Below are 23,660 nucleotides of genomic sequence, written 5' to 3' on the forward strand. Positions count from 1 at the left end.
ACGCGGTGCCGCCCCGGGGCCCGCGTCCCCGGCCGGCGCACCGCCCGTGCGGGCGCGCAGCAGCGCCGCCGTCGCGTACACCTCGGGCGGGACCGGACCCGTCAGGAGGCCGTCCACCGCCTCCTCGACGAGGCCCGTGTCGAGGTCGCCCGCCACGACCCGGGGGTGCGCGAGCAGCCGCCGCAGGAAGCCCGCGTTCGTCGTGACGCCCAGCGTCACCGTGTCCGCGAGCGCGCCGCGCAGCCTGCGCAGCGCCGTCGCCCGGTCGGGGCCGTACGCGACGACCTTCGACAGCATCGGGTCGTACGCGCTGCCGACCTCCGTGCCCACGCTCAGGCCCGAGTCCGTCCGCACGCCGTCGCCCGCCGGCTCCCGCAGCGCCAGCACACTGCCGCCCGTGGGCAGGAAGCCGCGCGCGGCGTCCTCGGCGCACAGCCGCGCCTCGATCGCGTGCCCGGTCAGTGCCACGTCCTCCTGCGCGAACGGCAGCGGCTCGCCCGCCGCCACCCGCAACTGGAGTTCGACCAGGTCGAGTCCGGTGACGAACTCCGTGACGGGGTGCTCGACCTGCAGACGGGTGTTCATCTCCATGAAGTAGTACGAGGACGGGTCCGCGCCGGGCACGATGAACTCGATCGTGCCCGCGCCCACGTAGCCGCACGAGCGGGCCGCCGCCACCGCCGCCTCGCCCATCGCCGCGCGCGTGGGCTCGTCCAGCAGGACCGACGGCGCCTCCTCGATCACCTTCTGGTGGCGCCGCTGCAGCGAGCACTCCCGCTCGCCGAGGTGCACCACGTTGCCGTGGGCGTCGGCCAGCACCTGGATCTCGATGTGGCGCGGCCGGTCCACCCACCGCTCGACCAGCAGCGTGTCGTCGCCGAAGGACGAGCGGGCCTCGCGCCGCGCCGCCGCGATCTCGTCCGCGAGCAGCGCCTCGTCGCGCACCAGGCGCATGCCCTTGCCGCCGCCGCCCGCCGACGGCTTGAGCAGCACCGGCATGCCGATCTCGCGTGCCGCCGCCGCCAGTTCGGCATCGCTCAGACCGCCGCCCGAGGAGCCGGGGACGACCGGCACACCGGCGGCGGACACCGTCTGCTTCGCCCGGATCTTGTCGCCCATCAGGTCGATCGCCGCCGCGGGCGGGCCGATGAAGACGAGCCCCGCCTCGGCGCAGGCCGCCGCGAAGCGGGCGTTCTCCGCGAGGAACCCGTAGCCCGGGTGCACGGCCCCCGCGCCCGTGCGGCGCGCCGCGTCCAGCAGCCGCTCCACGGACAGGTAGCTCTCCGCCGCGGCCGCGGGGCCGATCCGCACCGCCGTGTCGGCCTCGCGCACGTGGCGCGCGTCGGCGTCCGCGTCGCTGAAGACCGCGACCGAGCGCAGCCCCGTCGCACGCAGGGTGCGGATCACCCGGACGGCGATCTCGCCCCGGTTGGCGACCAGGACACTGTCGAACATCGTCACTCCCGACTCCTCACATCCTGAAGACGCCGTAACCCGGCTCGCCCAGCGGTGCGTTGGCGCAGGCGGTCAGCGCGAGGCCGACCACCCTGCGGGTCTCCAGCGGATCGATCACACCGTCGTCCCACAGCCGGGCCGTCGCGTAGTACGCGCTGCCCTGCTGCTCGTACTGCGCGCGGATCGGCGCCTTGAAGGACTCCTCGTCCTCGGCGGGCCACTGCTCGCCGCGGCCCTCCAGCTGGTCCCGCTTCACGGTCGCGAGGACGGACGCGGCCTGCTCGCCGCCCATCACCGAGATCTTCGCGTTCGGCCACATCCACAGGAACCGGGGCGAGTACGCCCGGCCGCACATCGAGTAGTTGCCCGCGCCGTAGGAGCCGCCCACCACGACCGTCAGCTTCGGCACGCGCGCGCAGGCGACCGCCGTGACCATCTTCGCGCCGTGCTTGGCGATGCCGCCGGCCTCGTAGTCCCGGCCGACCATGAAGCCCGAGATGTTCTGCAGGAACAGCAGGGGGATGCCGCGCTGGTCGCACAGCTCGATGAAGTGCGCGCCCTTCTGCGCCGATTCGGAGAAGAGGATGCCGTTGTTGGCGACGATGCCGACCGGGTGGCCGTGCACGCGGGCGAACCCCGTCACCAGCGTCGTGCCGAACTCGGACTTGAACTCGGCGAACCGCGAGCCGTCCACCACGCGCGCGATGACCTCCCGCACGTCGTACGGCGTGCGCGAGTCGACCGGCACCGCCCCGTACAGCCCCGCCGGGTCGGCCTTCGGCTCCTCCACCGGCTCGACGGACCAGGGCAGCGGGCCGCGCTCCGGCAGCGTCGAGACGATCGTCCGGACGATCCGCAGCGCGTGCGCGTCGTCCTCGGCGAGGTGGTCCGTGACGCCGGAGACGCGCGAGTGCACCTCGCCGCCGCCCAGCTCCTCCGCCGTGACGACCTCGCCCGTCGCCGCCTTCACCAGCGGCGGCCCGCCCAGGAAGATCGTGCCCTGCCCGCGCACGATGACGGCCTCGTCGCTCATCGCCGGGACGTAGGCGCCGCCCGCCGTGCAGGAGCCGAGCACCGCGGCGATCTGCGGGATGCGCGCAGCGGACATCCGCGCCTGGTTGTAGAAGATGCGACCGAAGTGCTCGCGGTCGGGGAAGACCTCGTCCTGCATCGGCAGGAACGCGCCGCCCGAGTCGACCAGGTACAGGCACGGCAGCCGGTTCTCCAGCGCCACCTCCTGGGCCCGCAGGTGCTTCTTGACGGTCATCGGGTAGTACGTGCCGCCCTTGACGGTCGCGTCGTTCGCGACGATCACGCTCTCGCGGCCGGAGACCCGGCCGATGCCGGCGATCACGCCGGCCGCCGGCGCGTCGCCGCCGTACATCCCCTCGGCCGCGAGGGGCGCGAGCTCCAGGAAGGGCGAGCCGGGGTCCAGCAGGGTGTCCACCCGCTCGCGCGGCAGCAGCTTGCCGCGGGCGGTGTGCCGGGCGCGGGCGCGCTCGCCGCCGCCCAGGCGTGCGGTGGCCAGCCGGCCGCGCAGCTCCTCGGCCAGCGCCTCGTGCGCTGCCTCGTTGGCCCGCCAGGTCTCGGAAGACGGGTCGGCGGTGCTGGTCAGCACCGGTGCCTGGCGCATGTACGGCCCCCTGATGAGTCCATGGCCGGCGGGTGTGGGCCGGCCCGAGCGGGCATGGAGACGGGTTAATGAGCGTTAACGTGCGCTCTCCAGGTTAACGACCGCTAACAACTCTGTCTAGAATGAATCGATGACGACCAGAACGGCGGCACCGACCCGCAGGGAGCAGATCCTCAAGCACGCGGCCCGCCTCTTCGCGGAACGCGGCTTCCACGGCGTGGGGGTCGACGAGATAGGCGCCGCCGTCGGCATCAGCGGCCCCGGCCTGTACCGCCACTTCGCGGGCAAGGACGCGATGCTCGCCGAGCTGCTCGTCGGCATCAGCGACCGGCTCCTCGACGGCGGCAGGCGGCGGGTGGCCGGCGCGGCGGCCGAGGGGCCGGCGGGCGTGCTGGCGTCCCTGATCGACGGACACATCGACTTCGCGCTCGACGACCGGCCCCTGATCACGCTGCACGACCGCGAACTCGACCGCCTGCGCGACAGCGACCGGCGGATGGTGCGCCAGCTCCAGCGGCAGTACGTGGAGCTGTGGGTCGGCGTCGTCCGCGACCTGTACGGGCGGGTCCCCGAGGAGGAGGCCCGCGCGGCCGTGCACGCCGTCTTCGGCCTGCTGAACTCGACCCCGCACTTCGGCTCCCACCGGGGCGGTCTGCCCGACCGCGAGGCCACGGCGGAGCTGCTGCGCCGCCTCGCCCACGGCGCGTTCGCGGCCCTCGCCCCCGGGTTCGCGCGGCCGGCGGCCGCGGGCGGCGCCGCCGGGGACGGCCCCGGCAGGTCCGGCGGGCCCGCAGCCGGTGCGCCCGCCCTTGAGGACGGCCCCGGCACCGCGGCCCGGGACGCGGGAGCGGCCTGAGCCCGGGCAGCCGCACCACGCCGCCTGCGCGACCCCGCCCGCGTTACTCCGACCGCGGGGGCGCGGCCGGACGGGGGGCGCCCCCGGGGCCGGTGACGGCACAATGGGCTCATGCCGATACCCAGCCGCCCCGAGCTCACCGAGCACCTCGTACGGACCCGTATCGCCGGGAACGTCGCCACGCCCCGCGACAACAACCTCTCCCACTACCGCAAGCTCGCCAACGGCGACCGCCACTACTGGCTGGGTCTGGAGCTCGGCGACCGGTGGACCGACGAGCAGGACGTGCTCGCGGTGATGGCGGAGCGCTGCGGCGTCGTGGACGACCCGCAGCACCGGACGGGCCAGGACACCATCGACCCCGAGCTGACCGTCGACGCCCTGGAACGCATGGCGTCCAGGCTGCGCAAGGCGGCCGAGGCCGGCGAGCGCGTGCTGTTCGCGACGGGCCACCCCGGCGGCCTGCTCGACGTGCACCGGCAGACGGCGGACGGCCTGCGGGCGGCGGGCTGCGAGATCGTCCGGATCCCCGAGGGGCTGTACGCGGACGAGGGCATGGTCGTGCAGTTCGCCGACGTCTCGATGCTGGAGCGCGGCGCCACGCTGTGGCACACCCACTCCCCGGAGCCGATGCGCGCGATCCTGGACGCCCTGGAGAGCGAGGGACGGCTGCCGGACCTGGTCGTCGCGGACCACGGCTGGGCCGGGTGCGCGGGCCAGCGGGGCCTCGACGCGATGGGCTACGCCGACTGCAACGACCCCGCGCTCTTCCTGGGCGAGGCCGAGGGCACGCTCCAGGTGACGATCCCGCTGGACGACCACGTCACGAGCCCGCGCCACTACGACCCGATGACGGCCTACCTGCTGAACGAGGCGGGCCTGCTCCCCGAGTGACGCACTCCGCGCTCCCCGTCCGGCGCCGCGCGAGGCGGCGGGACGGGGGAGCGCACGAGGGCGGCCGTGCGGGAACGCACGAGGGAGCCCGCTCACGGCGTCGGCGCGGCGCTGCCCGTGCGGCCGGGAGGGCCCGGGGGCGCCTCCTCGGGTGCACGGACGCACCCGGCGCGCCCGTACCGGCCCGCGCGCGGGTCCGCCAGGCGTGCGAAGCCGCCGACGGGGGCGCCGAGCGGGGCGCACGGCCCGGTGCACGTCGAGCGGGGCGCGGCGCGGGCTCAGCCGCGCGGGACGCGCATCACGCCTTCCTGGATCACCGAGATCGCGAGCCGCCCGTCCCGCGTGTAGATGCGGGCCTGGCCGAGACCGCGGCCGCCGGAGGACGACGGCGACTCCTGGTCGTACAGCAGCCACTCGTCGGCGCGGAAGGGCCGGTGGAACCACATGGCGTGGTCCAGGCTCGCGCCCACGATGTCGCCGACCGCCCAGCCGCCGCGGCCGTGGGCCAGCAGCACCGAGTCGAGCAGCGTCATGTCGGAGACGTACGTGGCGAGGCACACGTGCAGCAGCGGGTCGTCGGCGAGTGTGCCGTTGGCCTTGAACCACACCTGCGAACGCGCCTCGCGCACCTGGCCGACCGTCGCGAACGGCGGCTCCTGCACGTAGCGCAGGTCGACCGCGGCCCGCGTCTCCAGCAGGCGGTCGACCACCGTGGGACTGACGAACCGGTCCGCGTACTTCGGCAGCAGCTCGGCTCCCGACGGCAGGCTCTCCGGGTCCGGCGCGTCGGGCATCTCCGCCTGGTGGTCGAGCCCTTCCTCCGGCAGCTGGAAGGACGCCGACAGATGGAAGATCGGCTGCCCGTGCTGGACGGCCACCACGCGGCGGGTGGTGAACGAGCGGCCGTCCCTGATGCGGTCCACCGTGTAGACGATGGGCGCGCCGGGATCGCCCGGCCGCAGGAAGTACGCGTGCAGCGAGTGCGCCATGCGCTCGTCCGGCACCGTGCGGCCCGCCGCGACCAGCGCCTGGGCGGCGACCTGCCCGCCGAAGACGCGCGGCACCACGGACGTGTGGCTGCGGCCGCGGAAGATGTCCTGCTCGATCCGCTCCAGGTCGAGCAGGCCGAGCAGGGTGTCCAGTTCGCTGTTCATGGGAGGAGTCTGACCCAGGCCGCCCGGTCCCGTCACAGGCCCATGGACTTGGCGATGATCATCTTCATGACCTCGCTGGTCCCGCCGTAGATGCGGTTGACGCGGTTGTCGGCGTACAGGCGGGCGATCGGATACTCGTTCATGTAGCCGTAGCCGCCGTGCAACTGGAGGCAGCGGTCGATGACCCGGCTCGCGACCTCCGTGCAGAACAGCTTCGCCGACGCGGCCTCGGCCGCGGTCAGTTCGCCCAGGTCGTGCGCCTCCAGGGCGCGGTCCGCGACGGCCTCGGCCGCGTCGACCTCGGCCTGGCACGCGGCCAGTTCGAACTTGGTGTTCTGGAAGGAGGCGACGGACTTGCCGAAGACCGTGCGGTCCCTGACGTACTCCTTGGCGAACCGGATCGCCGCCGCGGCCTGCGCGTAGGCGCCGAAGGCGATGCCCAGGCGCTCCTGCGGCAGGTTCTGGCCGAGGTAGGAGAAGCCCTTGTTCTCCTCGCCCAGCAGATCGGCGACGGGCACCTTGACGTCCGTGAACGACAGCTCCGCCGTGTCGGAGGTCTTCAGGCCGATCTTGTCGAGTTTGCGTCCGACCGCGTAGCCCTCGGACTTCGTGTCCACGACCAGCAGCGAGATGCCGAAGCGGCGGTCCTCGGCGGAGGGGGCGGCCGTGCGCGCGCAGACGATGACGCGGTCCGCGTGCACGCCGCCGGTGATGAAGGTCTTGGAGCCGTTGAGCACGTAGTGGGTGCCGTCCTCGGACAGCTTCGCCGTCGTCTTCATGCCCGCGAGGTCCGAACCCGTGCCGGGCTCCGTCATGGCGATGGCGAACATCGTGTCGCCGCTGATGAAGCCGGGGAGCCAGCGCTTCTTCTGCTCGTCGGTGGCGTACGCCTTCAGGTACGGCAGGCACAGCGCGACGTGCACGCCGGAGCCGCCGAACGAGACGCCCGCGCGGGCCGTCTCCTCCGAGATCACCGCCTGGAACTTGAACGACTCGATGCCCGCGCCGCCGTACTCCTCCGGCACCTCGATGCCGAAGACGCCCAGCTCACCGAGCTTGCGGTAGAAGTCGCGCGGCGCCTGGCCCGCCGCCAGCCACTCCTCGTAGTGGGGGACGACCTCGCCCTCGATGAAGGCGCGCAGCGTCCCCCGGAACGATTCGTGGTCCTCGTTGTAGACGGTGCGACGCATGGCAGGGCCTCCTCCGCGGCGATCCGCCGCCTGTCGGTAACTCGGTGACTCGGTGACTCGGTGACGGGTGTCCGTGCCGCGCGGCGACCGGTGCCGCCGGGGGCCGGCCGCCCCGGCCGCCCCGGGACGTCACGGCACCTCACGGTCTAAGCGCTTGCTCAGGCCAAGTTACCGGGCGGTCAGTAGGCGTGTCCAGGGCGGGGCCGCCACCGGGAAGAGCAGGGGCCGCCACCGGGAGCGGCCGGGACCACAGCGGTGGCGCGGCCCCGTGCCGCGGTCCGCGCGCAAGGAGGGGTCCGGCGGCGTGGGCGGCCGGTGGAAGGGGCGACCGCTCCCTGGTGGCCGGTTCGTCGGCGGCCGGTGGCGTCCGCTCCCGGCGGGCGGTGGCCGGTGGTCGGTGGCCGGTGGCCGGTGGCCGGTGTTCGAGGTCAGGCTTCCGCCGGGCCGTCGCCCGCCACGATCGCCGCGATGCGGGACCGCTCCCGCATCAGCACCGGCGCGGGCCTGCCCGCCAGCAGCCCGCCGTCCACCACCAGGTCCTGGCCCGTGATCATGCGGGACGCGTCGCTCGCGAGGAACAGCGTGGCGAGCGCCGGGTCGTCCGTGCCACCGACGGCGTCCAGGGGCTGCTGCTCGCGCCGCATGTCGGCCATGACGTGGCGCAGGACCTCCACCCGGCCGTCCGCGTCCTCGGCCGCGGCGCCGAAGGCCCCGGTCAGCATCGGCCCCGGCGACACGCTGTTCACCCGGATGCCGTACTCGCCCAGCTCCACGGCGGCACACCGGGTCAGGTGTGCGACGGCGGCCTTCGCCACCGAGTAGTCGATGCCGGCCCAGCCGCCCGCGTGGCCCGCCACCCCCGACATGGTGACGATGCTGCCGCCCCCCGTGCCGCGCATGGCGCGTGCGGCGTGCTTGATGCCGAGGAGCGTGCCGGTGACGTGCACGGAGAACGTCGCTTCGAGCAGCGAGGGGTCCATGTCCATGACGCTCGTCAGGTGGGACGGCGATCCCGTGTCGTTGACCAACACGTCGAGCCGGCCGAACGTCTCGACCGCCCGGTCCACCAGGGCCTCGACCTCGGCCTCCACGCACATGTCCGCGCAGTGGAAGACGGCCGTGGACCCGATCGACCGCGCGAGCGCCTCGCCCTCCTCCGTCCGGCGGCTCGCGACCACCACGCGCGCGCCCTCCGCGGCGAGGACGCCCGCCGTGCGGGCGCCGATGCCGCTCGTGGCGCCCGTGACCACGCACACCTTTCCGTCCAGCGTTCCCATCGCGGCACGCGCCCCTCTCCGTGGTGGACCGCACGGCCGTCCGGTCCCGGCGCGCAGCCGGCCGGGGCCCCGGCGGCCCGATCGTTGCGACATACGTACCGCGCCGTGGGAGAACGCGAACCTTCCGGCTCGTAAGCTGCCGGGCATGAGCAGGCACCCGTACAACACCCGCACCGCCAGGGGCCGCTTCGCCGCGGTCGTGACCGTGCTCATGGCGGTCGTACTGGCGGCGTTCGTCCTCGTGTACACGAGGTAGGCGGAGGCCCGTGAGCCGCCTGCCCGCCCTGACGCTGCCCGAGGAACTGCTGCTGCTGGCGTTCGACCCGTCCTCGGGGCGACCGCGCGTGCGCCGGCGCCATCTGGGCTACGGGCTGGCGGCGGCGGCGCTCGCCGATCTCGAAGCGCTGCGGTGCGTCGCCGAGGACCGGGGCCGCGTCGTCCCCCTCGCGCCGCCGCCGACGGGGGAGCCCTTGCTGGACGGCGTCCTCGGGCTGTTCCGCGACGGCCGGCCCGTACGCACCACCCGCTGGATCCGCCGGCGGTCCGGTGCGGTGGCGGAGCTGTGCGCGGACGCCCTCGCCGCGCGCGGCCTCGTGACCGTCGAGCGCCGCCGCGCCCTCGGGCTGTTCCCGGCCACCCGCCGGCGGCCGGCGACCCCGGAGGTGGCGCAGGCGGCCGCGGCCGGCTTCCGGGGCGCCGCCAAGCTGGGCTTTCCCAAGCCCCGCAGCAGGATGCTCGCCGCCCTGGCCCAGGCGATCCACCTGGCGCGCGGGCTCGCGCCGCCCGGCGCCGGCGGCCGGGAGATCCGGCGCACGATGCGGGGGCTCGCCCGCGAGCTGTGGCCCGCGCGGGCCGTGACCCGGCTCATCAGGTCCGAGGCGGCCGACGGCGCGGGCTGAGGGCACGGGCCGAGAGCGCGCCCGGCACGTACGGGCCGGGAGCACGGTCCGTGCGTGCCGGCGGACTCCCGCGTCCCGTCCGCCAAGTCCGCGCGCGTGCGTGGACGGGGGAGGCCGCATACGGCCACGCATACGGCCGCGTACGGCTCCTCGTACGGCCGCACAGGGCCCCGGATCACGTCCCTGTCCGTCACCGGGCCCGGCCGCCGCCGCGCCCGCCGCGCGCCCCCGCGCTCCGGGGTTCGCGCCCCGCCGCCTCCGTACGCCCCCGACGCGCGGCCGCCCCCGGAAGCCGGGTGGACCCCCCGAGGGCCTAGGCCAAAGGGCGCCTGCGGCCTCCGACCAAAGCCCTGACTTGCGCTTCTTTCCCGCTCCGGCACAACCGGTGGGATGAATTCCGTGTTACCTGGCGTTGTGGGCTGGGGTGGGGAAGCGGGGGCGGTCCCGGGTAGTCATGGCCGGGGCCGTCGGCAGCGGCCCGGGCGACGCGGCCGACCGGCCACGGTGCTCGGGCGCGGCGCGTCCCCCGGCGGGCGGCGGTCAGTACGGACGGCGGCCGGCACGACGGCAGCAGGCACGGACAGCACGACGGCAGCAGGCACGACGGACGGCAACAGGAGGCGCATCACCAGTGGCGGCGGGGAAACGGAGCTGGGCACATCGGCTGTCGGGGTACGCGTGGCGCTACCGCCGCAAGGTGGTGCTGTCGCTCGGGGCCTCGCTGGCCGGCATGGGCGTCATGGCGTTCGTCCCCCTCATCACCAAGGTCGTCATCGACGACGTCATCGGCTCGCACAGCGGCTCGCTCTACACCTGGACGGGCCTGCTGATCGCGTCCGCGGTCGCCGTCTACGTCACCACGTTCGTCCGCCGCTACTACGGCGGACGGGTCGCGCTCGACGTGCAGCACGACCTGCGCACCGACATGTACCGCTCGCTGACCCGGCTCGACGGCCGCCGGCAGGACGAGCTGAGCACCGGCCAGGTCGTCGGCCGCGCCACGAGCGACCTCCAGCTGATCCAGGGCCTGCTGTTCATGCTGCCGATGACCATCGGCAACGTGCTGCTGTTCGTCGTCTCCCTCGTGATCATGGCGGTGCTGTCCCCGCCGCTGACCCTCGTCGCGCTCGCCGTCGCCCCCGCCGTGTACGCCATCGCGCGCCGCAGCCGCTCCCGGCTGCACCCCGCCACCTGGTACGCGCAGACGAAGGCCGCCGACGTGGCGGGCGTCGTGGACGGCGCCGTCACGGGCGTGCGCGTCGTCAAGGGCTTCGGCCAGGAGGAGCAGGAGACCGACAAGCTCCGCCGGGTGGGCCGCAAGCTGTTCGCGGGCCGGCTGCGCACGGTCAAGCTCAACTCCCGCTACACCCCGGCCCTCCAGGCCGTCCCCTCGCTCGGACAGGTCGCCATGCTGGCCCTCGGCGGCTGGCTCGCCACCCGGGGCGACATCACGCTGGGCACCTTCGTGGCCTTCTCCACGTACCTGGCGCAGCTCGTCGGGCCCGTGCGCAGCCTCGCCGTCGTCCTGACCGTCGGGCAGCAGGCCCGCGCGGGCGTCGAGCGCGTCCTTGAGCTCATCGACACCGAGCCGACCATGACGGAGGGCGCCAAGGAGCTGCCGGCCGGCGTGGAGACCTCCGTCGAGTTCGACGACGTGTCCTTCGCCTACCAGGAGGGGCGGCCCGTCCTCGACGGCTTCTCCCTGCGCGTCGAGCCGGGCGAGACGGTGGCGCTCGTCGGCTCGTCCGGCAGCGGCAAGTCCACGGCCTCGCTGCTCCTGCCGCGCTTCTACGACGTCACGCACGGCGCCGTCCTCGTCGGCGGCCACGACGTGCGGGAGCTGACGTACGACTCGCTGCGCGGCGCCATCGGCATGGTCCCCGAGGACAGCTTCCTGTTCTCCGACTCGGTGCGGGCCAACATCGCCTACGGCAGGAGCGGCGCCACCCAGGAGGAGGTCGAGCGCGCGGCCCGGCTGGCCCAGGCGGACCGCTTCGTCGAGGCCCTGCCCGAGGGCTACGACACGAAGGTCGGCGAACACGGCCTGACGCTCTCCGGCGGGCAGCGCCAGCGCATCGCCCTCGCGCGCGCCATCCTCACCGACCCGCGCCTGCTCGTCCTGGACGACGCGACGTCCGCCGTGGACGCCCGCGTCGAGCACGAGATCCACGACGCGCTGCGCTCGGTGATGGCGGGCCGCACGACACTGCTGATCGCCCACCGCCGCTCCACGCTCGGCCTGGCCGACCGGATCGCCGTGCTCGACGGGGGCCGGCTCGCCGACATCGGCACCCACGACGAGCTGCAGCTGCGCTCCGCGCTGTACCGGCGGCTGCTCACCGACCCCGACGAGCTCGGCGACTCCCCGGTGGACCCGGAGATCGAGCGCGTCCGGGCCGCGGAGGCGGCCGAGGAGGACGCGGGGACCCGTGCGGCCGCCGAGCGGCGCGCCGCGCGCGAGGAGAGGGCCCGCGAGGGAATCGACGCGGAGTTCGACGCCGACTTCGACGCGGAGAGCGGCGTCACGCCCACCCTGTGGGCCCGCGACGAGGTCGTCGAGGAGGACTCCGACTCCGGCGCGAGCCCCGAACTGCTGGCACAGGTCGCCGCGCTGCCGCCCGCCGAGGACGAACCGGAGGTGGACGAGGCACAGGCCGTGCGGCCCGAGTCCTCGTACGGGCTGCGCAGGCTGCTGCACGGCTTCGGCCGGGCGCTGACCGTCAGCCTGGCCTTCGTCGCGGCGGACGCCGGCATGGGGCTGCTGCTGCCGATCCTGGTGCGGCACGGCATCGACCAGGGCGTCGACAAGGTCGTCATCGGGGCCGTGTGGACGGCTGCCGGGCTCGGCCTCCTCGTCGCGCTCGCCCAGTGGATCGCCCAGATCGGCGAGACGCGGATGACCGGCAGGACGGGCGAGCGGGTGCTCTACTCGCTGCGGCTGAAGATCTTCTCGCAGCTCCAGCGGCTCGGCCTCGACTACTACGAGCGCGAGCTGACCGGCCGGATCATGACCCGCATGACGACGGACGTGGACGCCCTGTCCACGTTCCTCCAGACGGGCCTGGTCACCGCGCTGGTCGCCGTGATCACCTTCTTCGGCATCCTCGCGGTCCTGCTGGCCATCGACGTGCAACTGGCGCTCGTGGTGTTCGCGACGCTGCCGGCGCTCGTCGTCGGCACGTACTTCTTCCGGCGCAAGAGCGTGCGCGCCTACACCCTCGCGCGTGAGCGGATCGGCGTCGTCAACGCGGACCTCCAGGAGACGGTCTCCGGTCTGCGGATCGTGCAGGCCTTCCGGCGCGAGCGGGACGGCGGCGAGCGCTTCGCCGGCCGCAGCATGCACTACCTGAGCGCCCGCACGCGCGGCCAGTGGCTGATCTCGGTCTACTTCCCGTTCGTGCAGTTCCTGTCGTCGGTGGCGGCGGCGGCCGTGCTGATCGTCGGCGCCGACCGCGTCCAGAGCGGCACGCTGACGACGGGCGCGCTGGTCGCCTACCTGCTCTACATCGACCTGTTCTTCGCCCCGGTGCAGCAGCTGTCCCAGGTGTTCGACGGATACCAGCAGGCCACGGTGTCGCTGACCCGCATCCAGGAGCTGCTGCGCGAACCGACGTCCACGGTCCAGGCCGACCATCCGCGGCCGGTCGGGGCGCTGCGCGGCGAGATCGCCTTCGAGGGCGTCGACTTCCACTACGCGGCGGACAGCGTCGGCGGGGAGGACCAGGCGGAGGCCGGTGCCGCGGCCGTGGCGGGCGCCGCCCGCGGCGGCACCGGCGAGGACCCGCAGGCTCCCGCCGCCGGCGCGCGCGGCGCCACCCGCAAGGAGGCCGCGCTGCGCTCGGTCGACCTACGCATCCCGGCGGGCCAGACGGTCGCGTTCGTCGGCGAGACGGGCGCGGGCAAGTCCACGCTGGTCAAGCTGGTCGCGCGCTACTACGACCCGACCGGCGGGCGGGTCACGGTCGACGGCACCGACCTGCGCGAACTCGACCTGGCCGGATACCGCCACCGGCTGGGCGTCGTCCCGCAGGAGGCGTACCTCTTCCCCGGTTCGGTCCGCGACGCCATCTCCTACGGGCGGCCCGGGGCCGGCGACGCCGAGGTGGAGGCGGCGGCCCGCGCGGTCGGCGCGCACGACATGATCGCGACGCTCGACGGCGGCTACCTCCACCAGGTCGCCGAGCGCGGCCGCAACCTCTCGGCCGGCCAGCGCCAGCTGATCGCGCTCGCCCGCGCGGAGCTCGTCGACCCGGACATCCTGCTGCTGGACGAGGCGACCGCCGCGCTCGACCTGGCCAGCGAGGCCGCCGTCAACCAGGCGACCGAACGGCTGACGGGCCGGCGCACCACGCTCGTGGTCGCCCACCGGCTGACGACGGCGGCCCGCGCGGACCGCGTGATCGTGATGGACCACGGCCGGGTCGCGGAGGACGGCACCCACGAGGAACTGCTCGCCCTCGACGGCCGCTACGCCCGCCTGTGGCGCAGCTTCGTGGGCGAGGAGGAGCCGGCGGTCGCCTGACCGGCCGCGTCCGAGGACACCCGTGAGGCGACGGCGCGAGGGGACGGCGGGGGAGCCCGCGCCGTCCCCTCGGCGCGTTCCGGCCGGCGGCGTCCGGCGGCCCGGCGACCTGCGGATGCCCTCCGCGATGTCCGGAGGCCCCGGCGGTGTCCGGTGGCCGTCCGCGGTGTCCTGTCGACGGTCGTCCGGGGCGGCGGGCGCGCGTAGGCCCTACGGACGCTTCCGTGAGTCCTACGGGTGGTGAAACGGCACGCGGCCTGGCGGCATCCCCGCCGTGCCCCGTACTGTCGCGGCGTCTGTCATGAACACGAGGGAGTGTGAATGGGCAAGCCGCTCAGATGGCTGCTGAGTCTCGCGCTGCTGATAGGCGCACTCGGCACGGCAGGCGCGGCCTCCGCCGCGCAACCGGACACCACCCACCGGCCCGCGGACGCACGCGGCGCCGACGGATCCGGCGCCGACGGGTCACGCGCAGGCACCACTGATCCCACCGGCACCACCGGCCCGACCGATACCGCCGCCACCGCCACCGACCCGACCGATACCGCCGACACCGCCGACATCAAGGACCGCATCCTCGCGATACCCGGGATGAGCCTCATCCAGGAGAAGCCGGTCGAGGGCTACCGCTACTTCGTCCTCGACTACACGCAGCCGATCGACCACCGGCATCCCTCCCGGGGCACCTTCGAACAGCGGATCACGCTGCTGCACAAGGGCGTGGACCGCCCGACCGTCTTCTTCACCGGCGGATACAACGTGTCCACCACGCCCAGCCGCAGCGAGCCGACGCAGATCGTCGACGGCAACCAGGTCTCCCTCGAGTACCGCTACTTCACGCCGTCCCGCCCGGACCCCGCGGACTGGACGAAGCTGGACATCTGGCAGGCGGCGAGCGACCAGCACCGCGTCTTCACCGCGCTCAAGAAGATCTACCCGCGCAAGTGGCTCGCGACGGGCGGCTCCAAGGGCGGCATGACCGCCACCTACTTCGAGCGCTACTACCCCCGCGACATGGACGGCGTGGTCGCGTACGTGGCCCCCGACGACGTCGTCAACGACGAGGACTCGGCGTACGACCGCTTCCTCGCCACGGTCGGCACCAAGGCGTGCCGCGAGCGCGTCGAGGCCGTGCAGCGCGAGGCGCTCGTACGGCGGGGACCACTGGAGCGCAAGTACGCCGACTGGGCGCGCGCCGGCGGCTACACCTTCACGACCGTCGGCACGCTCGACAAGGCCTACGAGGCCGTCGTGCTCGACTACGTGTGGGCGTTCTGGCAGTACAGCCTGCTGTCCGACTGCGAGAGCATCCCCGCCGACGCGAAGGCCGCGACGGATCAGGAGATCTACGACAGCATCGACACCATCTCCGGCTTCTCCGCCTACACCGACCAGGGCCTCGAGCAGTACACGCCGTACTACTACCAGGCGGGCACCCAGCTCGGATCGCCCGACATCGAGCAGCCCTGGCTCGGCGGCCTCAGCCGCTACGGCTACCAGCCGCCCCGGCACTTCGTGCCGCGTTCCATCCCGATGCGCTTCGACCCGCGGGTGATGCCGGACGTCGACGGCTGGGTGCGCCACCACGCCGACCACATGCTCTTCGTCTACGGGCAGAACGACCCGTGGGGCTCCGAGCGCTTCAGCGTCGGGCCGGGTGCGCACGACAGCTACGTGTTCACGGCGCCGGGCGCCAACCACGGCGCCAACGTGGCCGGCCTCGCCGCCGCGCAGAAGGCGAAGGCCACCGCCCGCATCCTCGACTGGGCCGGAGTCGCCCCCGCGAGCGTGCGGAAGGACGAGAACCGGGCCCGGCCGCTCGCGCCGTTCGACAGGAAGCTGGACAGGCGGGAGCTGACCAGGGGCCCGGCGCTGATGCCGTAGGCCGTACGCCGGGAGCTGCCCCGAGGCCCTGACGGGCCCGCCGGCCTCCCCGCCCGGACAGCCCACCGTGCCCGCCGCCTCCCGACAGACAGGCGGCGGGCACCGCTGTGTCCGACCCGGCGCCCGGCCCCGGCGCCCGGCCCCGGACCCGCCCGGGGGCTCGCATCCCGCCGGCTACGGCGCCGGCCGGCTCAGCGGGCCGGGCCGGCGATCTCCTGGGTGCCGACGACGGCGAGCAGGTCGAACAGGTCGGCGCTGCCGGTCCCGGCGACCGGCGTGAACCACAGCAGCCGCTGCCGTCCGTCCTCGCTGAACAGGGTGAGGCAGTTCACCTCGACCAGACCCAGGACCGAATGGCGCAGCCGCTTGCGGTCGTCGCGCCGGAACGCCACCTCGTGCTCCTCCCACAGTGCCGCGAACTCGGGCGAGCGCCCGAGCAGTGAGCGGATCAGCGCGGCGGCCTCCGGGTCCTTCGCGTCCCGGCGTGCCGCGGCGGCGCGCAGGTCGGCGACGAAGGCACGGGACTGCCCGGCGTGGTCGGCCTCGGGGTAGAGCAGGCGTGCGCCGGGGTCGGTGAACCACCGGTGCACGAAGCTCGCCCCGGCGCCCCGGAAACCGGAGTGGTCGCCGAGCAGGGCCACGGCGAGCGGGTTCTGCGCGAGGGTGACGTGCAGGTCGGTGATGATCTGGGCGGGGGTCGACGGCAGGCGGTGCAGCAGGTCCAGCATCCCGGGCTGCACGTGCGAGGCCGGGCCGCCCTGCACGGGCACCGGGCGGCCGGCCAGGTTGTAGAGGTGGTCGCGCTCGTCGGCCGTCAGGCGCAGTGCCCGGGCCAGCGCCGCGATCATCTGCTCGGACGGCTGCGAGCCCGCGCCGCGTTCCAGCTCGTTGTAGTAGTCCACCGACGCCCCGGCGAGCTGGGCGACCTCGTCCCGGCGCAGCCCCGGCACGCGGCGCCGGGGCCCCGAGGGGAACCCGACGTCGGCGGGGCTGATGCGTTCGCGCCGCGACCGCAGGAACGTCCCCAGCTCGCGGTGTTTCGAAGAGGCCATGCCCTCGATGATGCGCCCTGGCCGCCCCGGGAACCACGGGACGACATCCCCTGGTTCCCGGCGGCCCGAGGGCGCAGCGTGAAGCCATGACTACGAACCAGTCCCACGAAGCCGCCTCCGCCGGCCGGGTCGCCGTCGTGACCGGAGGCTCACGCGGCATCGGCCGAGCGGTCAGCGAGAGACTCGCCCAGGACGGCCTCGCCGTCATGGTCAACTACGCGAACGACGAGGCCGCCGCCACGCGGACCGTGGAGGCGATCACCTCGGCGGGCGGGCGCGCGATCGCCGTCCAGGCCGACGTGGCCGACGAGACGGCGATCGGCGCGCTGTTCGACCGGACGGAGAAGGAGTTCGGCGGAGTCGACGTCGTCGTCAACTGCGCCGGCCGCATGGCCCTCTCGCCCATAGCCGAACTCGACCTGGCCGTCCTGGACGCCGTGCACCGCACCAACGTCCGCGGCACCTTCGTCGTCGCCCAGCAGGCCGCCAGGAGGGCCCGGCCGGGAGGCTCTTTCATCGGGTTCTCCACCTCGGTGATGGGCACCAAGTTCCCCTCGTACGGGGCGTACGTGGCCAGCAAGGGCGCGGTCGAGGCGCTCACGCTGATCCTGGCCCGGGAACTGCGGGGGCGGGACGTGACCGTCAACACCGTGGCGCCCGGCCCCACCGCGACCGACCTGTTCCTCGACGGCAAGACGCCCGAGCAGATCGAGCAGCTCGCCAAGACCCCGCCCCTGGAGCGGCTGGCCACCGGCCAGGACATCGCGGAGGTCGTCGCCTTCCTCGCGAGCCCGGCCGGGCACTGGGTCAACGGACAGGTCCTGCGCGCCAACGGCGGCATGGTCTGACCCCGTTCCCGCCCCGGTCCGCTCCGCCCCGGCGACCTGGACGGCCGGGTCCCACCCGTACCGCACCGGGCGGCCTCGTCCGCCCCGCCCACCCGGGCCCCATCGCTTCGCACAAGGAGAACGACCCATGCCCTTCGCCCACTTCAAGGTTCCCGCGCACACCCTCTCGGCCGAGGACAAGAAGAAGATCGTGGAACGCACCACCGACCTGTACGCGGAGATCTACGGCGAGCGCGCCCGCCCCACGACCGTGGTCCTGGTCGACGAGGTGCCCGACGGCGGCTGGGGCGTCGGGGGCGGCGTCCTGACCGCGGCGATGCTCAACGGCGACGCGTGACGCCCGAGGCCTGACGCCCGCGGTCCGCACGCCCGGTTGGGCGCGGCGCCGTGCCCGGCCGCGCGAGGTCCGGGGCCCGAGACCCCCGTACCCCCCGGGGCTGCGTGCCGAGCCGCCGGGGGGCCGCCGGCACCGGCACAGAAAGGGGGGCGTGCCGGTGGCGGCGGGTGGCCGGCCGCGGGCGGTGGGAGGGCCCGGAACTCGCGGTCAGCAACGCGAAGGCCCCGACCGCCCGGCAGGGAGACCGGCCGGCGCACGGCAGTTGGACGGGCGAGTCGCTCCGGCGGTTCCCGCCGACCCGTCAGGTGCCGAACCGTCCGCCCGACCGGGGCCGACGTCCGCCCGCCCGGGGCTAAACCGCCCTCCCGGCGCCGAGCCGTTCCCCGGGCCCAGCCGCCCTCCCGGCGCCGAGCCGTTCCCCGGGCCCAGCCGTCCGCCCGGCGGCCCGGGCTTCCGCTCGCCCGGCGGGTGCCGGCGTCCGGCGGGGCCGCGCCCAACCCATTGACAATGGTCTGACCAAAAAGCCAAAGTGGGGGCCTGTCGAACCGGTTGGCGGAGGGACGCGGAATGAAGACGGTCGGTCTGATCGGACTCGGCGCGATGGGGCGTCCGGCGGCGGAGTTCCTGGCGGCCGGAGGCGTCACCACGTACGCGTTCGACTCCGATCGCGCCCTCCTGGACCTCGTCGCCGGCCGGGGCGTGCACCCGGCGGACTCCGTCGCCGACCTCGCGGCGCGCAGCGACGTCGTCCTCGTCATGGTGCCGACGGACGACGACGTGCTGGAGGTGTGCACGGGGCCGGGCGGCGTGCTGTCCGCGGCCCGGCGCGGCTCGGTGATCCTCGTCTGCTCCTCGGTCACCCCCAACACGTGCGGGGAGGTGGCGGACGCCGCCGTACTGCGGGGCATCGACGTCCTGGACGCCGCCCTCACCGGCGGGGTGCGCGCCGCCGAGGCGGGCGAGGTCAACCTCCTGGTGGGCGGCGAGGAGCACGTACTCGACTCCGTGCGGGACGAGTTGGCCCCCTGGACCGCGACGGTGCACCATCTCGGCCCCCTGGGCTCCGGCCAGGTCGGCAAGACGGTCAACAACCTCTGCCACTGGGGACAGCTGTCCGCGATCGTCGAGGCGCTCCGCCTCGGCCGCGACCTGGGCGTCGCCCCGGCCAAGCTCCGCGCGGCCCTGCTGGACGGCCCCGCCGCCAGCCGGAGCCTCGCCGAGATGGAGCTGATGCGCCTCACCTGGCACCGGAAGGACCTCGCGAACGCGATGCGGATGGCCGAGTCGGTGGGACGGCCCCTGCCGATGGCCACGACGGCGCGCGAGGCGATGGAGCACATCACCGTCGACGACATCGCGGGGCTGTACACCGAGGAATGACTGCCGCGTCCGCGTTCGGCGGGCGCCCGGATGTCCTGTGGAGTTCCGCGCCGCTCACCGGCGGGCGCCCGAACCGTGCCACCGGCGCGGGCGGACTCAGTGCGCGAGCAGGCCCTCCAGGTGCGCGCGTCCCGGGGCGAGGAGCGGCGGGAGCGCCGCGGCGTGCTCGTACCACCGCTTCTCGTACTCCCAGCACACCCACGTGTCGCCGGAGAGGGTGGCGAGGCACTCCCGCAGCGGCAGCACGCCCGCCCCCAGCGGCAACGGCGTCGTGTCCTCGGCCGAGGCGATGTCCTTGACCTGGACGTAGCCCAGATACGGGCCCAGCGTCGCGCGGGTGACCTCCGGCGACTCGCTCCCGCGCCAGGTGTGCATCACGTCCCACAACACGCCGACCTGCGGATGCCCCACCTCCGCCACGACCCGCTCCGCCGCCGCACCCGTGCCGTGGGAGTCGTGGGTCTCCAGCAGGACGCGGACACCGAAGTCCGCCGCGACCTCGGCCGCCGCGCCCAGCCGCCGCGCGGCCGTCGCGTCGGCCTCGGGCCCTGCCTCGTCGCCTCCGCCGGGGAACACCCGCACGTACGAGGCGCCCAGATCGCGCGCCAGCCACAGCAGGCCGTCCATCTCCTCGCGGAAGGCGTCGTCCGGGACCGACACGTCGGCCGCGCGCGCGTACCCGGCCACCGTGAGGATCTCCACACCGGCGCGCTCGAACTCCTTGACCACGGCCGCGCGTTCCGCCGCGCCCAGGCCGGGGTGCACCGGCTCCTCCGGGTGGCCCCGCAGTTCGACGCCCTGATAGCCGGCCGAGACCGCCAGTTCGGCCACCTCCGGGACCGGCATGCCGGGTACGCCCAGCGTCGAGAAGGCGAGCTTCACGGGTGTTCCTCCCACTGTGTGCGAACTGTTCTTCACGAGACTCCGGCGCCGGGGGCCCGCACGTCCAGCCTGCCCTGACCGGCCCGGCGGAACCGCACCGGATCGCCGGATCGCACGGTCGCCGTCGGCACACGCGGCACTCGGGTGGACGCACGGCTGCCCTCCGCGAACGGCCCGCCCGGGGCCCCGGGCCCCACCGCATCCGCGCCCCGGCTTCCACGCCGCACCGGCCGCTCGGCACCCGCGCACTCGCACGTCCGCACTCGTACGTCCCCACCCGCGCACTCGTACGTCCGCACCCGCGCACCGGCGCGTCCGCACCGGCGCCCTCGTGGAAGCGGTCGGCGGTCGGCGGCCGGGAGACGGTCGGGGCCTCCCACCCCCGTGTTCAGGCGCGCGGCGGCGCCGTCGAGGACCGTGCCATGAGTTCCGCCGCGATCGTCGCGATCCCGCCCGGCGGAGGCGCCTCCGTGCCCATCGCCAGCCGGCCCGCCCGCGCCCCCGCCTCCGTGAGGGGCAGCCGTACGGTCGTCAGCGCGGGCACGGCGTCCACGGAGAAGGGCAGGTCGTCGAAGCCCGCCACCGACACGTCCTGCGGGATGCGCAGCCCCTGCTCGCGCACGGCCGCGCAGGCGCCGAGCGCGACCGTGTCGTTCGCCGCCACCACCGCCGTCAGACCGGGGTCCCTGCGCAGCAGTTCCAGTGTCGCCTCGTAGCCGGAGCGCCGGGTGTAGGGGCCGTGCAGCGTCAACAGCCCGTCCGCGCCACCGCCGCCCCCCTCGCCGCCGGCCGCGCCCGCGGCGCGCAGCGCCTCGCGGTGGCCCTCCAGGCGGTGGCGGGTCGTGGTGCGCTCCACCGGCCCGGCCACGTAGCCGATCCTGCGGTGCCCGAGTGCCAGCAGGTGTTCGGCGAGGCGCCGGCCGCCGCCCCGGTTGTCGAAGGCGAGCGCGGCCAGGACGTCCCCGCCCCGCGGCAGCGGCGGGCGCCCGCACAGCACCACGCGGGTGCCGGCGGCCGCGAGCCGTTCCAGCTTCGCCGCCATGGCGGCACTGTGCTCCGGGTCCTCAAGCGCGCCGCCGGTGAGGATCACGGCCGCCGCGCGCTGGCGCTGCAGGAGGGTCAGATAGGTCAGTTCGCGCTCGGGCGAGCCGCCGGTGTTGCACACGACGGCGAGCTTCTGCCCGCCTCGCCCCGGCGCGGCCCCCGGCGCGTCCTGGCCCCCGCCGATCTCGCTCTGTGCCGCACCCGCCATGATCCCGAAGAACGGGTCGGCGATGTCGTTGACGAGGATGCCCACCAGGTCGGAGGTCGCGGCGGCGAGCGAACTGGCGGGCCCGTTCAGCACGTAGTCGAGCTCGTCGACGGCGCGCAGCACGCGCTCCCGCGTGGCGGCGGCGACCGGGTAATTGCCGTTCAGCACGCGTGAGACCGTGGCGGGCGACACCCCGGCGCGGGCCGCCACATCCGCCAGGGTGACTGTCATCGCTTTCCTCCGCTGGGTGTGCCGTGGCCGGCGGGACGTGGTCCCCGCCGCCGTCCGATTGTTGTCGATCCCCGTCCCGCGCCGCGAACGCCGCTCACGTCCGTACCCGCCGCCCCTCCGCCCGCCGCCTCTCCGCCCGCCGCCCCTCCGTCCCGCGCCCGGCGGCCGTCCGCCGGCGGGGCGGCGCGGCGGGTACGGGCGGCCCCCTGCGAAGCCCTTCCCGAACACCGCCCGTACCGACCGCCCGTACCGACCTCACGTACCGACCGCCCGGCGCGGGCCGCCCGGCGCGGGCCGCCCGTACCGACCGCCCGTACCGACCTCACGTACCGACCGCCCGGCGCGGGCCGCCCGTACCGACCTCACGTACCGACCTCCCGGCGCGGACCGCCCGGACGGGCCGCTTCGTACCGGACACGTCGTACCGCACGCTTCGTACCGGCCGCCGCCCCGGCCGCACGCTCCGTACCGCACGCTCCGTACCGCATGCGTCCCGCCGTCACCGCATGCGTCACGCCGCCGTCCGTTGCGAAGAGCCCGTCCGCGGGCACCGATCCGCGTTCCGGTCTTGTCCGTGTCCGGTCCGCAGGTTAGCTTCATAGCGTAGAAAGCGCTTGCTAAGCCGGTATGGAGGGAACTTCGTGGGACGCAGAACAGTCCGGATCGCCATGAACGGCGTGACGGGACGCATGGGTTACCGGCAGCATCTGCTGCGCTCCGTCCTCGCCATCCGGGAACAGGGCGGCCTGGACCTGGGCGGCGGCGACACGCTGTGGCCGGAGCCCGTGCTGGTCGGGCGGCGCGAGCACGCCCTGAAGGAGATCGCCGGGCGCCACGGCCTCACCGAGTGGTCCACCGACCTCGACGCCGTCCTCGGGGACGAGAGCATCGAGATCTACTTCGACGCGCAGGTGACCGCCGCACGCGTCGAGGCGGTCAAGAAGGCGATCGCGGCGGGCAAGCACCTCTACGTCGAGAAGCCCACCGCCACGGACCTCGACGGCGCGCTGGACCTCGCGCGGCTCGCCGACCGTGCGGGCATCAAGCACGGCGTGGTGCAGGACAAGATCTTCCTGCCGGGCCTGCTCAAGCTGAAGCGGCTCGTCGACGGCGGCTTCTTCGGCCGCGTCCTGTCGATCCGGGGCGAGTTCGGCTACTGGGTGTTCGAGGGCGACTGGCAGGAGGCCCAGCGGCCCTCGTGGAACTACCGCCGCGAGGACGGCGGCGGCATCACCGTCGACATGTTCCCGCACTGGGAGTACGTGATGCACGACCTCTTCGGCCGCGTCACCTCCGTCCAGGCGCACGTCACCACCCACATCCCGCGGCGCGTCGACGAGCGGGGCGCCCCCTACGAGGCGACCGCCGACGACGCCGCGTACGGCATCTTCGAACTCCAGGGCGGGGCGGTCGCCCAGATCAACTCCTCCTGGGCGACCCGGGTCAACCGCGACGAGCTGGTCGAGTTCCAGGTCGACGGCACCCACGGCTCGGCGGTCGCGGGCCTGCGCAACTGCCGCGTCCAGCACCGGGGTACGACCCCGAAGCCGGTGTGGAACCCGGACCTGCCCGCCACCTACGCCTTCCGCGAGCAGTGGCAGGAGGTCCCGGACAACGCCGAGTTCGACAACGGCTTCAAGGCGGAGTGGGAGCTCTTCCTGCGCCACGTCGTGCTCGACGAGCCCTTCGCCTGGGACCTGCTCGCGGGTGCGCGCGGGGTGCAGCTCGCCGAACTCGGCCTGCGCTCGCACGCCGAGGGCCGCCGCTTCGACGTGCCGGAGCTGACGCTGTGACCGCGCGCCTGAGGCTGCCCGCGCCGGGCGGCGCCCTGCGGACGTACTCCCACCGCGCCGCCCCGGCCGCCTTCCTCACCGGGAACGCGCCGGCCGGCGGCGCCGACGGCTCGGCCGACGG

Annotated in this window: 17 protein-coding genes; 9 read left to right on the forward strand and 8 right to left on the reverse strand. The window is 74.4% G+C overall.

Going from position 1 to position 23,660, the window contains the following annotated elements; all coding sequences use genetic code 11:
- Nucleotides 1-1,455: acetyl-CoA carboxylase biotin carboxylase subunit (locus L1885_RS06480; protein ID WP_235796012.1), on the reverse strand; the 1,455-nt coding region annotated here is incomplete at its 3' end.
- A gap of 16 nt (nucleotides 1,456-1,471) precedes the next feature.
- The gene (locus L1885_RS06485; RefSeq protein ID WP_235796013.1) at nucleotides 1,472-3,088 is read right to left on the reverse strand and encodes a carboxyl transferase domain-containing protein; all 1,617 of its coding nucleotides are present in this window, start codon (nucleotides 3,086-3,088) and stop codon (nucleotides 1,472-1,474) included.
- Nucleotides 3,089-3,218: 130 nt separating this feature from the next.
- Between L1885_RS06485 and L1885_RS06490 the strand changes: the two genes are divergently transcribed.
- Both L1885_RS06490 and L1885_RS06495 read left to right on the forward strand, forming a co-directional pair.
- Nucleotides 3,219-3,944 carry an SACE_7040 family transcriptional regulator gene (locus L1885_RS06490; RefSeq protein ID WP_235796014.1) on the forward strand — a complete coding sequence of 242 codons (726 nt, stop codon included), beginning with the start codon at nucleotides 3,219-3,221 and terminating at the stop codon, nucleotides 3,942-3,944.
- A gap of 111 nt (nucleotides 3,945-4,055) precedes the next feature.
- The gene (locus L1885_RS06495; RefSeq protein WP_235796015.1) at nucleotides 4,056-4,838 is read left to right on the forward strand and encodes a phosphatase; all 783 of its coding nucleotides are present in this window, start codon (nucleotides 4,056-4,058) and stop codon (nucleotides 4,836-4,838) included.
- Between the two features lie 278 nt (nucleotides 4,839-5,116).
- On the opposite strand, the gene tesB is transcribed toward L1885_RS06495, so the two are convergent.
- From tesB to L1885_RS06510, 3 genes are all read right to left on the reverse strand, one after another.
- On the reverse strand, nucleotides 5,117-5,992 hold the full coding sequence (gene tesB / locus L1885_RS06500; RefSeq protein WP_235796016.1) for an acyl-CoA thioesterase II: 876 nt from the start codon (nucleotides 5,990-5,992) through the stop codon (nucleotides 5,117-5,119).
- A gap of 32 nt (nucleotides 5,993-6,024) precedes the next feature.
- On the reverse strand, nucleotides 6,025-7,182 hold the full coding sequence (locus tag L1885_RS06505; protein ID WP_235796017.1) for an acyl-CoA dehydrogenase family protein: 1,158 nt from the start codon (nucleotides 7,180-7,182) through the stop codon (nucleotides 6,025-6,027).
- A gap of 428 nt (nucleotides 7,183-7,610) precedes the next feature.
- Entirely contained in the window at nucleotides 7,611-8,459 is an 849-nt protein-coding gene (locus tag L1885_RS06510) for an SDR family NAD(P)-dependent oxidoreductase (RefSeq protein ID WP_235796018.1), read from the reverse strand.
- Between the two features lie 266 nt (nucleotides 8,460-8,725).
- Between L1885_RS06510 and L1885_RS06515 the strand changes: the two genes are divergently transcribed.
- From L1885_RS06515 to L1885_RS06525, 3 genes are all read left to right on the forward strand, one after another.
- Nucleotides 8,726-9,358, forward strand: a complete 633-nt coding sequence (locus L1885_RS06515) for a GOLPH3/VPS74 family protein (protein WP_235796019.1) — start codon at nucleotides 8,726-8,728, stop codon at nucleotides 9,356-9,358.
- Between the two features lie 454 nt (nucleotides 9,359-9,812).
- Complete coding sequence (locus L1885_RS06520) at nucleotides 9,813-13,880, forward strand: ABC transporter ATP-binding protein (RefSeq protein WP_372481869.1); 4,068 nt, start codon at nucleotides 9,813-9,815, stop codon at nucleotides 13,878-13,880.
- Nucleotides 13,881-14,201: 321 nt separating this feature from the next.
- A complete protein-coding gene (locus tag L1885_RS06525; protein WP_235796021.1) occupies nucleotides 14,202-15,764 on the forward strand; it encodes a S28 family serine protease in 1,563 nt (520 codons plus the stop codon).
- Between the two features lie 191 nt (nucleotides 15,765-15,955).
- Here the strand turns inward: L1885_RS06525 and L1885_RS06530 are convergent, their stop codons facing one another.
- A complete protein-coding gene (locus L1885_RS06530) occupies nucleotides 15,956-16,816 on the reverse strand; it encodes a helix-turn-helix transcriptional regulator (protein WP_235796022.1) in 861 nt (286 codons plus the stop codon).
- An 86-nt stretch (nucleotides 16,817-16,902) separates the two neighbouring features.
- Here L1885_RS06530 and L1885_RS06535 point away from each other — a divergent pair, with 86 nt between their 5' ends.
- From L1885_RS06535 to L1885_RS06545, 3 genes are all read left to right on the forward strand, one after another.
- Nucleotides 16,903-17,664 carry an SDR family oxidoreductase gene (locus tag L1885_RS06535; RefSeq protein ID WP_235796023.1) on the forward strand — a complete coding sequence of 254 codons (762 nt, stop codon included), beginning with the start codon at nucleotides 16,903-16,905 and terminating at the stop codon, nucleotides 17,662-17,664.
- 127 nt (nucleotides 17,665-17,791) lie between these two features.
- The gene (locus L1885_RS06540; protein ID WP_235796024.1) at nucleotides 17,792-18,001 is read left to right on the forward strand and encodes a tautomerase family protein; all 210 of its coding nucleotides are present in this window, start codon (nucleotides 17,792-17,794) and stop codon (nucleotides 17,999-18,001) included.
- A gap of 567 nt (nucleotides 18,002-18,568) precedes the next feature.
- Entirely contained in the window at nucleotides 18,569-19,381 is an 813-nt protein-coding gene (locus L1885_RS06545; protein WP_235796025.1) for an NAD(P)-dependent oxidoreductase, read from the forward strand.
- Nucleotides 19,382-19,477: 96 nt separating this feature from the next.
- On the opposite strand, the gene L1885_RS06550 is transcribed toward L1885_RS06545, so the two are convergent.
- Nucleotides 19,478-20,263: a sugar phosphate isomerase/epimerase family protein gene (locus L1885_RS06550; protein WP_235796026.1), complete on the reverse strand. Its 786-nt coding sequence runs from the start codon at nucleotides 20,261-20,263 to the stop codon at nucleotides 19,478-19,480.
- Between the two features lie 388 nt (nucleotides 20,264-20,651).
- The gene (locus L1885_RS06555; protein WP_372481870.1) at nucleotides 20,652-21,815 is read right to left on the reverse strand and encodes a LacI family DNA-binding transcriptional regulator; all 1,164 of its coding nucleotides are present in this window, start codon (nucleotides 21,813-21,815) and stop codon (nucleotides 20,652-20,654) included.
- A 572-nt stretch (nucleotides 21,816-22,387) separates the two neighbouring features.
- Between L1885_RS06555 and L1885_RS06560 the strand changes: the two genes are divergently transcribed.
- Nucleotides 22,388-23,539: a Gfo/Idh/MocA family protein gene (locus L1885_RS06560; RefSeq protein WP_235796028.1), complete on the forward strand. Its 1,152-nt coding sequence runs from the start codon at nucleotides 22,388-22,390 to the stop codon at nucleotides 23,537-23,539.
- Nucleotides 23,540-23,660: the final 121 nt, after the last annotated feature.

The sequence above is a fragment of the Streptomyces fuscigenes genome (assembly GCF_021556455.1).
GTDB lineage: Bacteria > Actinomycetota > Actinomycetes > Streptomycetales > Streptomycetaceae > Streptomyces > Streptomyces fuscigenes.

What these genes read in the sequence shown, in the direction of transcription:
- L1885_RS06545 (WP_235796025.1), top strand. Translation starts at nt 18,569, where the DNA reads ATGAAGACGGTCGGTCTGATCGGACTCGGCGCGATGGGGCGTCCGGCG.
- L1885_RS06510 (WP_235796018.1), bottom strand. Translation starts at nt 8,459, where the DNA reads ATGGGAACGCTGGACGGAAAGGTGTGCGTGGTCACGGGCGCCACGAGC.
- L1885_RS06505 (WP_235796017.1), bottom strand. Translation starts at nt 7,182, where the DNA reads ATGCGTCGCACCGTCTACAACGAGGACCACGAATCGTTCCGGGGGACG.
- L1885_RS06520 (WP_372481869.1), top strand. Translation starts at nt 9,813, where the DNA reads ATGGCCGGGGCCGTCGGCAGCGGCCCGGGCGACGCGGCCGACCGGCCA.
- L1885_RS06535 (WP_235796023.1), top strand. Translation starts at nt 16,903, where the DNA reads ATGACTACGAACCAGTCCCACGAAGCCGCCTCCGCCGGCCGGGTCGCC.
- L1885_RS06495 (WP_235796015.1), top strand. Translation starts at nt 4,056, where the DNA reads ATGCCGATACCCAGCCGCCCCGAGCTCACCGAGCACCTCGTACGGACC.
- L1885_RS06490 (WP_235796014.1), top strand. Translation starts at nt 3,219, where the DNA reads ATGACGACCAGAACGGCGGCACCGACCCGCAGGGAGCAGATCCTCAAG.
- L1885_RS06540 (WP_235796024.1), top strand. Translation starts at nt 17,792, where the DNA reads ATGCCCTTCGCCCACTTCAAGGTTCCCGCGCACACCCTCTCGGCCGAG.
- L1885_RS06525 (WP_235796021.1), top strand. Translation starts at nt 14,202, where the DNA reads ATGGGCAAGCCGCTCAGATGGCTGCTGAGTCTCGCGCTGCTGATAGGC.
- tesB (WP_235796016.1), bottom strand. Translation starts at nt 5,992, where the DNA reads ATGAACAGCGAACTGGACACCCTGCTCGGCCTGCTCGACCTGGAGCGG.
- L1885_RS06530 (WP_235796022.1), bottom strand. Translation starts at nt 16,816, where the DNA reads ATGGCCTCTTCGAAACACCGCGAGCTGGGGACGTTCCTGCGGTCGCGG.
- L1885_RS06485 (WP_235796013.1), bottom strand. Translation starts at nt 3,088, where the DNA reads ATGCGCCAGGCACCGGTGCTGACCAGCACCGCCGACCCGTCTTCCGAG.